Consider the following 16515-nt stretch of genomic DNA (forward strand, 5'->3'; position numbering starts at 1 on the left):
TACAACGGCTTACCTATTGAGGTAGGCCGTTGTCGTATCAATAATTAAGCTGTTAAAGGAAATAGAAAGCTTACATGATCAGAGTCGCTATCAATGGTTATGGCCGTATCGGTCGTTCAATTCTTCGTGCAGTGTATGAATCTGCCAAACGTGACCGCATTCAGATAGTGGCGATTAATGAGTTGGCCAAACCTGAAGCGATGCTTCATTTAACTCAGTACGACACCACCCACGGGCGCTTCCACACCCAAGTGTCACTTGATAATCAGCATATGATTATTGGTGACGACGCCATTAAATTGCTGCATGAACCTAATCCTGAAAATCTGCCCTGGAAAGAACTGGATATTGATATTGTTTATGAAGCGACGGGCGTGCTTAATGACAGAGTGCAATGTGAAGCGCATATAAAAGCGGGTGCTAAGCAAGTTCTAATCAGTAACCCGTCATCTAGCGATGTCGACGCCACCATTGTTTATGGTGTTAACCAAGATTTACTCAAAGCCGAACATACCATAGTGTCGAATGCATCATGCACGACTAACTGTATCGTACCGGTGATCGACGTGCTCGATAAGCATTTTGAAGTTAAAAGTGGTGCGATTACCACTATCCATTCGGCAATGAATGATCAGCAAGTGATCGATGCCTATCATGACGATTTACGTAGAACCCGCGCCGCTGGTCAATCAATCATCCCTGTCGATACTAAACTTGCCCGGGGTATTGAGCGTATTTTGCCGCACATGAAAGATAAGTTTGAAGCTATCTCTGTACGCGTGCCGACCATTAACGTCACCGCAATCGACCTTTCCGTTACGCTCAATAAGCGCGTCGATATCGAAACCGTGAACCGAGTGCTTAAACAAGCAACTGAAGGTTCATATTCTGGCGTGGTCGGATTTACCAATGAGCCGTTAGTATCGTGTGACTTTAACCACGACCCACGTTCAAGCATTGTCGATGGCACGCAGACCCGAGTCAGCGATGGTCATTTGGTGAAGCTATTACTCTGGTGTGATAACGAGTGGGGTTTTGCTAACCGTATGCTCGATACCAGTTTAGAGATGATTAAGGCAAGAAGGTCCTAGGATCTAGGTCCTAGGAAAGTCAAAGACGGTAAAAGCAGGTTAAAGGCTGAGAAGGTTCTAGGTTCTAGGAAAAGCGAAGACGGGAAAGGCCGGAAAGGCTGAGACGGTGCGAGCAGAGACGGAAAAGCTAAGAAACGGCGCAAGGTGGGACTTTGCTGTTCCTAGTAGGGCGTAGCCCGTCCTCGCAGCGAAGCGTCCTAGGATCTAGGTCCTTGTTCTAAAGTAGGTCGGCATTTATGCCGTCACCTTTGATGGGCTAAAGCCCAACCTACATAAAAAACACAATGCCGTCTTTTGATTGTATAGCAGGGCGAAGCCCGCTCTAGCCGCGAAGCGTCCTCGCAGCGAGTTTACGAGTGCTCTAGATTCTAAAGAAGATAAAGCCGAAAGAGCAGGTGATAAGTCGAGAATAGCTGAGACGATACAAGCTGAGACGGCAAAGGCCGCAAAGGCAAGATGGTAAAACAAAAGCTGAATAGACAGAGAATCAACGGCAGCGGAAAACGAAAGATTATAAAGAGCCAGCTTGGTGTTGTTTGGTATGCAGAACCTAGAACCTAGAACCTAGAACCTAGAACCTAGAACCTAGAACCTAGAACCTAGAACCTAGAACCTAGAACCTAGAACGTTGGTGTTGTGTCCCGGCGGTCTATCGATACCGTTTTATTGAATTTTTGCTCAACTTAAATTTTTTAACTTTAATTTTAACTTAGATAGTAAGGAAGCATGAAAATGGCGATTCTTAATATGAAAGATCTGGACCTTCAAGGTAAGCGTGTGCTTATTCGTGAAGATCTTAACGTACCAGTAAGCAATGGCGTAGTGACAAGTGATGCCCGTCTGCGTGCATCATTGCCAACGATTAAGCTAGCCCTTGAAAAAGGCGCCGCGGTAATGGTGATGTCTCACCTAGGCCGTCCAACTGAAGGCGAGTTCAACGCTGAGTTCTCAATGCAACCTGTGGTTGATTACCTGACAAAGGCGCTAGATTGCCCTGTGCGTCTTGCTAGCGAATACCTAGACGGTATCGAAGTTGCTGTTGGTGAAGTGGTTGTATTTGAAAACGTGCGTTTTAACGTCGGTGAGAAGAAGAACGATGAGGCGCTAGCTAAGAAGATGGCGGCACTTTGTGACGTGTACGTGATGGATGCATTTGGTACTGCGCACCGCGCACAAGCATCGACGCATGGTGTTGGTCTACACGCACCAATCGCCTGTGCTGGCCCATTGTTAGCCGGTGAGCTAGAAGCTTTAGGCAAGGCGCTTGATAACCCTGCACGCCCAATGGTGGCCATTGTTGGTGGCTCAAAAGTGTCAACAAAACTGACTGTACTTGAAAGCCTATCGACAAAAGTTGACCAACTTGTTGTTGGTGGCGGTATTGCTAACACTTTCGTTGCTGCTGCGGGTCATCAAGTCGGTAAGTCACTTTATGAAGCAGACTTGATTGAAGAAGCTAAGCGTTTAGTGGCTAATGCCCAAAGCCGTGGTGGCGATATTCCTGTACCTACAGATGTAGTTGTAGCAAGCGAGTTTAGCCCTACAGCGACAGCAACACTGAAAGATGTAAGCGATGTTTCAGACACTGATATGATTTTCGATATCGGCCCAGACAGCGCTGAAGCACTTGCTGAAATCATCAAAAATGCCGGTACAGTTGTTTGGAACGGCCCTGTAGGTGTATTTGAGTTTGATCAGTTCGGTGAAGGCACTAAGCGTATTGCGCAGGCGATTGCTGAATCTAATGCTTTCTCTATTGCTGGTGGCGGTGACACATTAGCGGCGGTTGATAAGTATGGTATCGCAGATAAAGTATCTTACATTTCAACTGGTGGCGGTGCATTCCTTGAATTTTTAGAAGGAAAAGAGCTTCCTGCTGTGGCAATGCTTGAGAGTCGAGGCGAGTAATCGTTACGATTTGATACTCATCTAGACCAAGCAACAAAAAAATTACCAAACTGTTTGTTGGCGGGCTTTAAATCGACATTTGTCGGAGTTACACTAGCCGCCAATAAAACAGTGATAAACGTTGTGTATCCAAGCAGTTTAAAAATCCGATACAGCAACTGATATAAAAATAATAAATAACAGTAACCGTTTTAATGTTAGTCGGTTTGGTACTGGCAACGTTAGAGCATAAAAATCCATCCAAACGATAGCGACCCCGGTGAGGCAACTCACCCTATTATTGGAGTAAAAAATGGCCTTAATTTCCCTACGTCAAATGTTAGATCACGCAGCAGAACACGATTATGGTGTACCTGCATTTAACGTGAATAACCTTGAGCAGATGCGTGCAATTATGCAAGCTGCTGAAGCAACTGATAGCCCTGTCATCGTTCAGGCATCAGCTGGTGCACGTAAGTATGCTCGTCCACAGTTCCTTAAGTACCTAATGGCTGCTGCACTTGAGCAGTATCCAGATATCCCTGTATGTATTCACCAAGACCATGGTACCGACCCTGATATCTGTCAGCGTTCTATCCAGTTAGGTATGTCTTCAGTGATGATGGACGGCTCTTTGATGGCTGATGGTAAGACACCTGCATCATACGAGTACAACGTTGACGTAACTCGTCGCACAGTAGCCTTTGCTCACGCATGTGGTGTGTCAGTAGAAGGTGAAATCGGTTGTTTAGGTAGCCTAGAAACTGGTGAAGCTGGCGAAGAAGATGGGATTGGCGCTGCTGGGATCCTGACTATGGATCAGATGCTAACAACACCAGAGGAAGCGGCGCGCTTTGTTGCTGACACTCATGTTGATGCACTTGCGATTGCAATTGGTACAAGCCATGGTGCTTACAAGTTTAGCCGTAAGCCTACCGGTGATGTGCTGCGAATCGATCGCATCAAAGAGATCCATGCACGTATTCCAAACACTCACCTTGTTATGCACGGTTCATCTTCAGTACCGCAAGAGTGGCTAGAGATCATCAACCAGTATGGTGGTGCTATCCCTGAAACTTACGGCGTACCACTAGAAGAGATCGTCGAAGGCATTAAGCACGGTGTGCGTAAGGTTAACATCGATACTGACTTGCGTTTAGCATCGACTGGCGCAGTACGTAAGTTCCTTGCTGAGAACCCTACTGAATTTGATCCACGTAAATTCTTGAAGGCGTCAATGGAAGCGATGGCTGATATCTGTACTACACGTTACGAAGCCTTTGGTTGTGCTGGAATGGCCTCTAAGATCAAGCCTAAGTCACTTCAAGCTATGTATAAAGCTTACCAGTCTGGCGAACTTGATCCACAAATCAAGTAAGCATTAACGAATAAATTTGATTAAAAATACCTGCCAATGTGCAGGTATTTTTTTGCCTGAAATGTACAACTAAGCCAACTATTTAAGCCCACTATCTAAGTCGCTATCTAAACAGCTAAGTCTATGGTTAGAAATATTCAGTTTGCTATTAGGTGAATGGTGTACTACCCGTTTTCAATTGTTAGAACAAAATGTTAATATTGCGCCGATTTTTAGGGAATATGGTAAACGGAGTACTAATAATATGAAAAAAATGCTTACAGCTTTGGCAGTGGTAATGGCTGCTCCTTTTGCTGCGCACGCAGGTGCTGACTTTGTAGAAGGCGATAAGACTTTCGCAGGTGAAGCTGAGCTGGGTGCGACTTTAACCACGGGTAACACTGAAACGTCTTCAGTGAAAGGTCGCTTGAACATGCTTCAAGAGCTGGGTAACTGGGAAAACCAGTATCTGTTCGAAGGGTTGTACAAGGAAGATACGGGTGATGTTACCGCTGAGCGTTACTATGGCGGTATTCAGGGAGACTACAAGTTCGATGAAAAGAACTACATGTACATCACTGCTAACTACGAAGTTGACCCATTTACGGGTTACGATTATAAAGCTGTCGCTTCGGCGGGTTATGGTCATAAGTTCATCGATAGCAGCGACATGTTCCTCAGTGCCGAAATCGGTCCTGGTTATATTTTTAAGAAGCTCGACGAAGAACAGTCTGCATTATTAGGTTTTGATAATGAAGACAGTGTTATTGCCCATGGTGCGGTTAACTTCACTTATGATATTAGCGAAAGCTCTAAGTTCACGCAGTTATTTGTTGCTGATTATGGCGATAGCTTAGAAGGTCGTTCTGAAACTGCTATTACAGCTAATATTATCGGTGCCTTGGCAATGAAATTTGCCGTTATCGTACGTTATAACGATAAGCCGTTAGATGATAAAGAAAGTACAGATACTGAGACAAACATGACTCTGTTATATGCCTTTTAAAGGCGTTGACAAGCAACTGAACTCGATGCTTGAAATGAGTACTACTGCTTAGTAACTGTAAATATTTGTCAACAAAGGTACCTATCCGGTACCTTTTTTGTTTTTTGTTGGTGATGTTTTGCGCAGCATTTTATTTAAAACATCAGCCATTACAACCTTTGACTTACTAACGTAACAGACTGTTACTTGCATTTGTTAAATAACGATAATTTTTATGTGCTAGAACTCACGAAAGCAGCATCAGCTCTGCTTTAGCGTTATTTAATCACGGACTCCGCCGAGGATTCACAGTAAACTGGATACAATTATTAGGTAAGAGTCGTTAACGTGTATATAGGTCCATACCGATTTGATCTCACACTGCAAGAGTTGGTTCATAGCCGCTTAAAGTCAGCGCCCGGGTTCAAGTTATCCAACATTGAGTTTTTGGTATTACATCAATTGATGTCATCAAGAGGCCAAGTTGTATCTACTGAGTTTATGTGCGAAGAATGCTTGCCTACAGTAGTGACCCATCACGACATTGCTACCGCGGTACAAAACATTAAACGCTTTCTTGGTGCAGAACATGCTAGCTGGATTGAAGCGATTAATAAGCAGGGTTATCTATTGCATGTTAAGGCACAAGAAAAGCCGATGTTTAATTGCACTCTCAATTCTATTTCAATTAAAAACTATGTGCTTTGCATCATTCTTGGGATCTTACTGATCATTTTCTTAGCGACTAATCTGCAAACAACATCGGATATTAGCTTGTCGATACCCGATAGAATAAAAATTGCAGGAACCGAGTCGATACTCGTACCTATATATACAAGCGATACAGATAAAGACAATTTTCACAGTAGAGTTAAGGAGTTGTCGCTGCAGTTGGCGAGCTGTGACAAGCTTAAGTGGCAACGGGTTTATATTGCGCCGTCGAGTGATGGCAGTCGACTTGAGTTCTTGATGAATAATTTAGCCGATGACGGTCAGGCTTGTAACAATTTAAAAGTGAATAATGTGGCTAATGATTGGCGCTTTATTGATGAAGCATGGCTAAAAGAGGTTGGGTTCTGTGAGTAAAGGATTAAATTGCGGGCCATTTTCAGGCTTCAAATCTACGCCAATTCTAGCAACATTAACCTTTATCTTTGGTTTATGTCTGCTACTTGATCACGCCATTGAGCCTGATGATAATTCAAGCCTGTCTTGTACCTCGGGTTCCTACCGTGTTGGCACCGGTTTTGAAGCGACTCAACGACTCGAAATGACTAACACTCAAAAGGGTATTGATATAGCGTTAAGCTTCTTCAAGGGGGATAAGTTAACCCATAAAGTTATGGCGAACGGGACGGTTACCCCCATTAAGGCGCCTATTCTTACCTATGAAGTTGAATTGGCACAGGGTCAGTATTTACGAGGCTTATTGCAAACTGATTATAGTGAGTCATTACAAGCGGCGATAACGCAAGCACAAGAACACCTTGTTGATGAGCAAAGTAAACCCTTTCAAATAAGGGTGCTAGAGATGAATAAAGCGGCTGGAGTCGTGACGATTCAAATCAATCCTGGTAATCATCTATGGGCTTGTAAACTGGATTAATCACTCTCTTTTTAGGTGAGGTTTGTCTTGCGGCGCGTCTAAAGAGAGCTATCCCTAAGCTGCATTGCTAAAAGAGTTGCCAATAAGACTTGCTAGTCTGGAGGGGAAATAAGAGTTTCCAAGCAGGAGTGGAAATTTTAGTGAGCAATCTTAGCGAGCAATCTTAATGGCTAATTTTAATAAAAAAGCTTAATAGCTAAGCTTAATCACAACAAGTGTCAATATCGGTTAGACTTAACAAGGTCTATGTTACTTATTGAGCATGATTTCTAATACGATTACAGGTCATTGTTAATTGTGATAGCGTTAACACTATCGTGTCGATGCGAGTTGCGTTCCCCATACCAGAAAGTTCAATATTGTCAGTACCGTGTCATTTTCTTCGTTATATAAAAGGTGTATGTGTCTAAAGTCAGAATAAAACAGGAAGAAGCACTGTCGATTAAATTTCTTCACCAGATGGAGGTGGGTGATAGCCGCCGGCTGGACCTGTATTTTTTCCTTCCGAAAGAGATGGGGATTAATCCCCAAAGCCTAAATGAAGAGGAGTATTTCCACTCCTCGATAATTGGTCGTCGCTCCTATTATTCTTCCGGCTTGCACCTGCCGTTAGTGCAAAGCCGCTTTGCCAGCCAAAAGAAACGTACAGTCGAGGAGTTTAGGCTCTACTTGAACTTGTTTGCCTACCAGTTTGCCGTCGCCATTGAGACCGACAGTAAAGAGTTAGCTCAGACTGAAGATTTTGAAAAGTTTTATAGTTCACTCGATGAGTTAAGTGAACAAGTGACGAGCTTGCTTAAGCGTTTTAGACGTAATGAGCCCAGTGATGAAAAGTGGAAGTCCTACTTTGAAAACGCCGATAACTATCTTTCCTGGTTATGTGAGCAACGCTTACTAAAATTGCTCGCTCATGCGCCCAGAACCAGTGATTTTAATGAAATTAACGATAGAGTCGTGGCACTTTGTCGCGCTGAGGCGCTTTATCGTCAAGAGCGTAGCTATAACTCGTCGCAAACAGTTAAAGACCCAAACCGTATCGCCAATAAGATGCTGCTATTAAGACGCCTTATACAACAAGGTGTCGTCCTTAAAGAAGATTTAAAAACCTTAGGTGTCGGGCTTAAGAAAATGACCACGGGTATCGCCACGGGCATGGTGATGCTTGTGGTGTCAGCCTTGATTATTAAAGCTCAAGGCTTCTTTAGCGGATTAACCATCGCCTTAGTGCTGACGCTGGCGGTGATTTACGGTTTTCGTGAAATCTTTAAAGACGATATTCGTAACGCCATGTGGCGAGCTATCCAAAAAGGCCGACCACGTTGGAGCCGGCTCCTAAGTGATACCACCAGTAAAAGTATTGTCGCTAGGCAACTTGTTTGGCTTGAGTTTATGCGTAAAAAAGAACTGCCAGATATGGTGTCGCAGATCCTGACTCAACGACATAGCCAAAACAAAATCGATGCCGAGATTCTTCACTACGGCATCCATACCCGGGTTTCGCAGAAAGACTTCTTAGCAGGATACTCGACTATTCAGGAGCAAGTGAACTTTAGTTTTGCACCTTTTGCCCGCAACTTAGAGCGTGGTAAGGATAGGATCTATAAAGAGCAAGATGGAAAGATCAGTAATGAATCCGTTGAGCGTCGTTATCAAGTAAACCTGATCTTGGCTCTGCGAGATGGTAAACAGGTGCCACAATATGCACGCTATAAAATCACCATGAATCGTTCGGCCATTATTGAGATCACAGAGAGTGATTTACCGTCAGGCGTAACGACCATGGAGGAAGCGCCTTTTAAGGAGGAGCTTAAAGCCCCTGCGTAAGTGAAGGGGCTTTGCATTAACTCAAAAGTGTTAACGCGAAGACTAAATAAGCTGCCTTGTATAAGCCTGGCAGATTTGCTGCTGACCGGTTTGCTTAGCACGCTTTAGCGCGACTTCAGCATTGGCAATCAGTTGCTCAAGGCTTTGCTCTGCTTGATAAGAGGCAATACCGATACAGATCCCTTCACCTAGACCGTTATCATTGAGCTTATTTAAGGTCTCAATGGCAAAATAATGGGCCTGATCGGAGTCGGTATCGGGTAATACAACGATTAACTTGCCTAACTGCCAATGGGACATCTGGTAGCGGTGAGGCAGATCGCGTAACAAATGGATCTCCACTTCTTTTTGGCGAGATTCAATTTGGCCCATATCACTCATATGGCTTAGCATATCCTCGGCACTGATATCTATCATGAGCAGGCTAGAAAAGTCCTTGCAGTGCTGAGTTAAGTTATTGAAGTATCTTTCTAAATCATCTTTGTGGTTAAAGATGGTACTTCGCTTTGGTACTGAATTAAGGCCATCTTTATTTGAGTGCTTAACTATGGCTTGTTCAAAGCTACATTGTATATACTCAAGCTCTCCTGAATTATCTAAATAGCCTTGTAACGTGGCTTGTAAGCAACTGTCTTGTACATGATTCATCATCGCAAAAACCTGTCCTTTCCAGCTACCTTGGATCTGTAGCTGTTGGGAAATTTGAGGCCAGTGATGACTAAACTCTTCACTTAAAAGATGGATAACATTGAGTTTGGTGCTGTCTTCCACTTGCAATAGCGTGTTGAAAGCCGAGTTTGATTTGACCACAACGCCTTTTGCATCGGTGAGTACGCTGGCTGTTGGGCCATTGTGGAGCAAACGATTCAACATCGCCTCTTCTTGGATCTGTTTAAGTTCGCTAATGTCTTCAAAGGTTACCAGCATAAAGCGGCGATTTTCATCCTTACTGACTTCTATGCGCACACTGATTTTCAGCCAAATATGGGGAGTGGTATCTGTATATAGCTCGCTTTGCCAATGCTCTGTTTCATCAACTGTCTTAATAAAATCTAGATATTGGTCATCATTCAAATTGAGAATGCGCTGCAAACTACGATCGGAGAGCTCATCGATAGGCAAGGCAAGTAATTTTGATGCTGAAGAGTTCGCCGTTAACACGCGACCACTATCGTTGGCGATGATACAACCTAGTTCGCTATCAAATAGGCGATTAGTCATATCAATACTGAATTCTCGGGAACGTTGCTCTATACGATATAAGTGAGTTAAGAAAATCACTAAAGAGGCTAATAGTGTGATCAGGACTGACCCGATGATAAGAATATTACGCCATTGAGAAAAGTTAGCTGCGATGTCCGTATTTTTAATATAAGACACCAAAAAGTATTCTCTGCGCGTTTCATATTGCGTGGTTAGCTCTACTTTCAAGTAAACGAAGGTGGCCACATCGCCATGGAACTGACCAAAATTACTCATCGCCATTTTACGCCAAAGGGCCGGGTAAGACTGCTTTAAGCTACCGCCCATGGTTTCGGGGAGCCGAGTCACGCCCGTGCTCTGTTGTGCACCGGCATAAAGCAAACCTTGAGTATCTAGCATCATCAAGGGGGCTTGCTTGCTTGAATAAGCAGGTTTAATACTTTTAAGCATTTTAGACATAGAGTTATAGGTAACAAGGTAGCCACGAATACTCTGATCTGGATTTTCTAGCCAAGCAAATTGATATAGAAAGGGCTCAAGCTGGCCATCAATCGGAGTAAATTCTAATGGCGAGGTGTAGATTTCATTTCCCCCCATATTTCTAGCTCCACCGAGTAACGCGGGGGGCAGGCTTTCATTACCAAAATCGTTGCTGGTGGCAAATTTATGTTGACCTTGAGGATCGTAAAGGGCAATACCCAATAATTCAGGGACGTTATCGACTAGAATGTCCCAGTTATTAAGCAGCTGTTGCTGATTATCTGAAGAGGGTAAATTCAGGTAATGTTTAAGCAGTTCAGCTTTAGCAAACATCTGCGTTCTAAACTGCTGGAATGACACTTTATCTGAGATTAGTGCGCCAACCGCTTGTAGCTCACTGTAACGTTGGGTTGCCCAGTCTTCCTGCAAACGCCTTTCACCTAAGGTGATAATGATATTAGTCAGAATGATGATCGAAACCAACAGCATACAGAGCTGGCTCGCGGCGGCTAAGATACGTGCTTGAGACCAACGGATCCCTTGAGCACTGATTAATAAAGGTTGTTTGCGGGTTAGCATGTATTGATATTTATTACAGTTATTATGCCTCGCATACTAACATGAATTAACATTTGAGATAATGTTTGTTAATCATGTTTGTGCAATGCAAAGCATCAATTTAATTCAGTATTTTCCCCCAGAGTTAAACCGCTATCTAGCCGACGATATCTAGCTCTCTTTGCTTAAAGTGAGCGCCTCTGTTTTCCACCAGTTTGCGGCATGCCTCGATATCGACGCCTTCGAGACCATTGATCGCTGACACTTGCACGTCGTTAACAAATTGAGGTGCAAGCTTAATGAAATCAAGCAATGCCCAGTAAGCTCCAGCTAACTTGGGGCGGCAATGTTGCTGGTAAAGTGTTTCGGTATCGGCATTGAGTGAAATCGATAGGCTATCAACACAAGTGGCTAGCTCGGGAAGAATATTGCGTTTATGGAATAGGTTACCGAGTCCATCCGTATTGACGCGCACTTTACCTCCTTGGAGCTTAATTTCTTTAGCGACATCGAGCAAAGTGGTTAGGTTTAGCGTGGGCTCGCCATATCCGCAGAATACATATTCATCAAATTGAGACACATTCCCAAGCTGCGCGATTAATTCGTCGGCTTTGGGTTGGCGGTTAAGATCGAGTTGATACTCATGCACCTGTTTACTACCATTGTGTTTAGGGCAAAACTGACACCTTAAGGTGCAGCGACCGGTAATATTAAGGTAACGGCTATTACGGATATCGTACACAAGTGTGGGCTGGCAAACAGTCATCATCGCGCCTATCTAGAATTGCTATCGGCAAAGGATAATGCTTTAGGCTAATTAAATCTGTTTACTGGATCGAGTTATCTAAACTCTGTATGTGGTCAATTTTAGCTGAGCACGACAGGGCTAATATTTAGCTGTTTATGGCTTATACCGATTGTTATATTGATGGCCTTAGACTGGGTGTATTTGCGTGGTATTTGGCATCCCTTTACGATCTGTTCAGCGCGAAGCAGAGCATTAAAAAGGGAGGCTCAACGCCTCCCTTTTATTAAACATGGGTTATACCGATGCTTGGTCTGACTTTGGCTGCCACCACCAATGGTAGAAGCGGCTTAGGCCGCGCCTAACATCATCTAAGATGATGTAAAGGATCGGCACTAAAATCAGTGTTACCACGGTAGAGAATAAAATACCAAAGGCTAAAGACGCCGCCATCGGGATCACAATCTGCGCCTGTAGGCTTTTCTCTAACAGAATAGGGACTAAGCCAACAAAGGTTGTAAGTGAGGTCAGGATAATCGCTCTAAAGCGATAGCAACCTGAGTCGACAGCCGCTCTCACAATACTGTGGCCCTCAGCGCGCGCACGGTTAACAAAATCGACCAAGATCAATGAGTCGTTTACCACAACCCCTGCTAATGCAACGATGCCACACAAGCTTAAAATGCTCATGTTTAAGCCTAAGATAAAATGACCAAATAACGCGCCAATCATACCAAATGGGATAACAGACATAATGATCAAAGGTTGGCTGTAAGATTTTAGCGGAATGGCCATTAACGCGTAGATAGTAAACAGTGCGAAGAAGAAACCTTGTAACAGGCTCACTAACGCGCTTTGCTCATCGGCGCTACCGCCATCAAGTGCAGTTGATATATTGGGATACTTAGCCTGCAGTTGCGGCAAGAACTCTTCTTGGATCTCACTGACCACTTTCGATGGTTCAACTTTGTTGGTATCGGCATTGGCATTAATCGTAATTGCACGGCGGCCATCAACACGAGTGATTGATGAATAGGAGTCGCCTAATTGAAGTTCTGCAACCGTTGCAAATGGCACCGCAACACCACTTGGGGTGCGAATGAGCATATTCTCAAGATGCCCCACAGTGCGGCGCTGCTCAAGTGGGTAGCGCACCATCACCTTCACTTCTTCTTTGTTGCGCAAAATACGTTGCGCTTCATAGCCATAAAAGCCATAACGTACCTGGCGAGCAAGGTCTGATAAGGTTAAGCCTAACGCTTCGGCTTCAGGGCGGATTTTGAGCTTAATTTCTTGACTACCTGAGGAGAAATTATCAGCAATATCATAAACACCCTCATAGCTGCGAAGTTTTAGCTTTAGCTCCTCAGATGCTTGCGATAACTGCTCGAGATTACTCGAGGTTAATCTAAAAGAGATATCACCGCCATCATTGGTGCTGGCATTAATGTTAAGCTTTTTGACTGCGATGAGTTCAGGTAACTGTTTACGCCAAGCACTGGCAATCGTCTCGCCATCGACATCGCGATCTTCACCTTTGGTGAGTTCGGCGAACAAGAAGGCTGAAGTGCGAGAACTCATATTGATAAAGCTGTGCTTTACGACTGGGTAGCCAAACTCTTGCTCCATCTCTTCATTCATTGCGTATAAGGCTTCTTCAACCTCTTGCACAACTTTTAAGGTGTTTTCTTCTGAGCTACCTTCGTCCATCTCAAGTTGGACCTGAATGAAATCTGATGGCAGATCCGGGAAGAAAACCCAACGCACTTGTCCGCTAATGACCAAAGCGATAGAAAGGATAAGCACGCCGACAAAAACCGCCACCGTATTGTAGCGCTGCACGATACAACGTTCTAAAAACGGACGGTACATATTGTGAATAAAGTACTGCACCTTATCGTTGAGCCCTGCCTTTAGGCGGCCTAATAAACCTAATTGCTCACGAGGTTTACGCGGTTTCATATGGGCCAGGTGAGCAGGTAATATCAGTTTTGATTCAATGAGGGAAAATATGAGGCATAAAATGACCACCATACCGATGGATTTCCAGATAATCCCTTGCGGGCCAGATACCATTAGCATTGGCATAAACGCGGCAATGGTCGTCAATACACCAAAGGTGGCAGGCATAGCGACTTTATTCGCACCTTTGACTACATTCTCCAACGAGTGACCATGTTTTTCTATTTCACTATAGGCACTCTCACCAATGACAATGGCGTCGTCCACCACGATCCCTAGCACCAGAATAAATGCAAATAGGGTTAACAGGTTGATTGACAGTGAGAAAGGCTCCAGTGGCATAAATAGCATGGCACCAAGGAAGCTAATAGGCAGTCCCATCATCACCCAGAATGCCAGTTTTATTTCTAAAAATAACGCCAAAATGAGGAACACCAATAAAGCACCATAGAACATGTTCGACAGCATCATGTTCAAGCGACCTTTAAGGTAATGGGTCAAATCGCCCCAGGTATCTAACTTAGCCCCGGTTGGTAATGCATCGCGTTTTTGTTCTATGTACTCTTTGACTTGAGCTGAAATATCCAGTGCATTTTGATCATCAACACTTAGCACTTCGATAATGGCAGCAGGATGACCGTTGAAACGAGTGTACTCAAGGCGCTCTTCAAAACTGTCGTTAATGGTCGCGACTTGTGGCAGCATCACGCGGCTTCCATCAGGGCGAGTGCTCACCACAATTTTCGAGAAGTCTTCACCGGTATAGGCTTGCCCTTTAGTGCGCAGTAAGATGTCGCCATCCTTTGCGCGAATAGAGCCACCCGGTAGATCGATAGAGGAGTTTTGTACCGCTTGAGCAACTTGCGAGAACGTCAGACCATATTCTCTGAGCTTATTCTCTGAGAGCTCAATCGCAATTTCGTATTCGCGTACGCCAGTAACCTGAGCGCGGGTGACGGCGGGGAGTGCGGCGACTTCGTCACGAATCGTTTTCGCCAGTTCCTTCATCTCTTGCAGAGACTGATCACCGTAAACTGAAATCCAAATGACGTTGTTTTCTGGCTTTATACGAGAAATATTAGGTTTTTCGATATTAACGGGAAAGGTTGAAATCGCGTCTATACGCAGCTTGGCTTCATCGAGAATATCTTGTGGATCGTAGCTGTCTTCGACTTCAATGGTTACCAGGCCGACGCCTTCACTGGCGATAGAGGTGACCTTTTTAATACCATTGATATCTTGAATGGCCTCTTCAATTTTTATATTGATCCCCTCCTCAATTTCTTGAGGGGCGGCGCCAGGATAGGCAACAGAGATCTGTAAATAGTTAAGCTCAAATGATGGGAAAATTTCTTTATTGATAATTAAGGTGCTGAATAAGCCGCCTATGATTAAAATCCACATCAATAGGTTGGATGCCACATTGTTTTTGGCAAACCAGGCAATTAAGCCTTTTTGGTTTTCATTTTCAGTGGTCATTATTGTGCACCTGCATTAGCAAGTTGCTCTTCGCTGTTGTCACTGCTATCGGTATCAGTATCTTGAGTTGAATTAGCCTCTTCACCTAAGACTTTAACCACCTGACCATTTTCAGGATTGGTAAGATTAGTCAGTGATACACGCTCACCGTCGACAAGGCTGTCTTTAATGTAGACATTTTCGAGATCGCTTTTGACAACATTAACGTCTCTGATCTCAATGCTGTTATCGTCAGTGACTATAGTCACTTGATTGTCACGAACCAAATGACGAGGCAGTTTGACGATCCCCTCGACAGTGCGGCCTTTAATGATAGCGGTAACAAAAGTACCATACTTAAGCGGTAACTGACCTTCGCTGCGTTGACCTCGAAGGTAAGGGTCTTTGACTTCAGCGACCAAGTAAACCATGCGGTTTTCAGCATCTATAACGCCTTCGCTGCGAATAATTTGTCCTTGCCAGGTTACGGTCTTACCCGCTAAGTCAGCACTTAAGGTTACGCCTGTATCGGGGTTATCGACGGATTCAAGATAGGCAAGGTCGTTATTTGATAGCGGCAATCTCACCTCGGCAATGCGAGTATCGTAGAGCTCACCTAGGTTTGTGCCTAAAGTGACGTATTGCCCAAGGTCGACGTTACGGCCCTTGATAATGCCATCGAAAGGTGCGCGAATTACGGTGCGCTCTAAGTTACGTTGTGCGCGGGCGAGAGCGGCTTGCTGAAACTTTACGTTAGCTTGTTCTTGCTTTAGTTGCGGTAGACGCAGGCCTAATTCAGGTGGAATGCCACCGTCATAGCCTTTCCAGTCATTCTTAGCCACTTCACCTTTAGCGACCTCTTCTTCTAGCGCCGCTTTTGCTTGAGCGAGTGATGCCTGAGCTTGCATTAAGTCTGCTTCATAATCAGATGGCTCAATAACGGCCAGCTCCTCACCCTTCTTGACTACGCCACCGGCAACAAAGTTATTTGAGATAGACAGCATGCGCCCTTGGACTTCGGTGACCAATTGAGTTTTATATTTAGGGCTCACGATACCGTAAGAGGGGAGGTTTAACGAAACGGTTTGCACCTTAACCTCGGTGACATCAACAATCGGGAGCGGGACCTCATCATCTTTTTGCTCAGGTGCTTCCTTGGTGTTGATCAAGAGCTGAGCCGCAACAACGAAGGCGAAAAGAATAAAGAGAGGTGTCATTCTCCGAAGAATGGTTTTTATTTTAGTTATCATCTGATCCTGCTTTTCCGTGCAAAGACTTCTTCTTATTGCATAAATTACCAGAGTCAGACTTAAGGTGGAATCTTTATTTGTAACAAATTTGTTTCATTTTATGGGTGTC

At 44.3% G+C, this 16515-nt stretch carries 11 protein-coding genes; 7 read left to right on the top strand and 4 right to left on the bottom strand.

What is annotated here, in order from left to right:
* Nucleotides 1–74: 74 nt before the first annotated feature.
* From epd to ACVBIU_RS04655, 7 genes are all read left to right on the top strand, one after another.
* Nucleotides 75–1091 (top strand): erythrose-4-phosphate dehydrogenase, encoded by a 1017-nt coding sequence (gene epd, locus ACVBIU_RS04625; protein ID WP_447163196.1) that lies wholly within the window; start codon nt 75–77, stop codon nt 1089–1091.
* A 732-nt stretch (nt 1092–1823) separates the two neighbouring features.
* Complete coding sequence (locus ACVBIU_RS04630; protein ID WP_447163197.1) at nt 1824–2999, top strand: phosphoglycerate kinase; 1176 nt, start codon at nt 1824–1826, stop codon at nt 2997–2999.
* Between the two features lie 292 nt (nt 3000–3291).
* Nucleotides 3292–4356 (top strand): class II fructose-bisphosphate aldolase, encoded by a 1065-nt coding sequence (gene fba / locus ACVBIU_RS04635; protein WP_447160198.1) that lies wholly within the window; start codon nt 3292–3294, stop codon nt 4354–4356.
* A 244-nt stretch (nt 4357–4600) separates the two neighbouring features.
* Nucleotides 4601–5341, top strand: coding sequence for a DUF481 domain-containing protein (locus ACVBIU_RS04640; RefSeq protein WP_447160199.1), 741 nt, complete (start codon nt 4601–4603; stop codon nt 5339–5341).
* A 327-nt stretch (nt 5342–5668) separates the two neighbouring features.
* Nucleotides 5669–6406 carry a winged helix-turn-helix domain-containing protein gene (locus ACVBIU_RS04645; protein WP_447163198.1) on the top strand — a complete coding sequence of 246 codons (738 nt, stop codon included), beginning with the start codon at nt 5669–5671 and terminating at the stop codon, nt 6404–6406.
* Nucleotides 6399–6926, top strand: a complete 528-nt coding sequence (locus ACVBIU_RS04650; RefSeq protein ID WP_447163199.1) for a hypothetical protein — start codon at nt 6399–6401, stop codon at nt 6924–6926. Before ACVBIU_RS04645 ends, ACVBIU_RS04650 begins: the two co-directional genes overlap by 8 nt.
* A gap of 402 nt (nt 6927–7328) precedes the next feature.
* Nucleotides 7329–8750 carry a hypothetical protein gene (locus tag ACVBIU_RS04655; RefSeq protein ID WP_447160202.1) on the top strand — a complete coding sequence of 474 codons (1422 nt, stop codon included), beginning with the start codon at nt 7329–7331 and terminating at the stop codon, nt 8748–8750.
* Nucleotides 8751–8792: 42 nt separating this feature from the next.
* On the opposite strand, the gene ACVBIU_RS04660 is transcribed toward ACVBIU_RS04655, so the two are convergent.
* The 4 genes from ACVBIU_RS04660 to ACVBIU_RS04675 all read right to left on the bottom strand — a co-directional run bounded on the left by ACVBIU_RS04660 (nt 8793) and on the right by ACVBIU_RS04675 (nt 16406).
* A complete protein-coding gene (locus ACVBIU_RS04660) occupies nt 8793–11012 on the bottom strand; it encodes a PAS domain-containing protein (protein ID WP_447160203.1) in 2220 nt (739 codons plus the stop codon).
* Nucleotides 11013–11148: 136 nt separating this feature from the next.
* Complete coding sequence (locus tag ACVBIU_RS04665) at nt 11149–11757, bottom strand: TatD family nuclease-associated radical SAM protein (RefSeq protein WP_447160204.1); 609 nt, start codon at nt 11755–11757, stop codon at nt 11149–11151.
* 276 nt (nt 11758–12033) lie between these two features.
* Nucleotides 12034–15177: an efflux RND transporter permease subunit gene (locus ACVBIU_RS04670; RefSeq protein ID WP_447160205.1), complete on the bottom strand. Its 3144-nt coding sequence runs from the start codon at nt 15175–15177 to the stop codon at nt 12034–12036.
* Nucleotides 15177–16406 (bottom strand): efflux RND transporter periplasmic adaptor subunit, encoded by a 1230-nt coding sequence (locus ACVBIU_RS04675; protein WP_447163200.1) that lies wholly within the window; start codon nt 16404–16406, stop codon nt 15177–15179. The genes ACVBIU_RS04670 and ACVBIU_RS04675 overlap by 1 nt, the downstream gene beginning before the upstream one ends.
* Between the last annotated feature and the right edge of the window lie 109 nt (nt 16407–16515).

Source organism: Shewanella sp. 30m-14, from assembly GCF_052977125.1.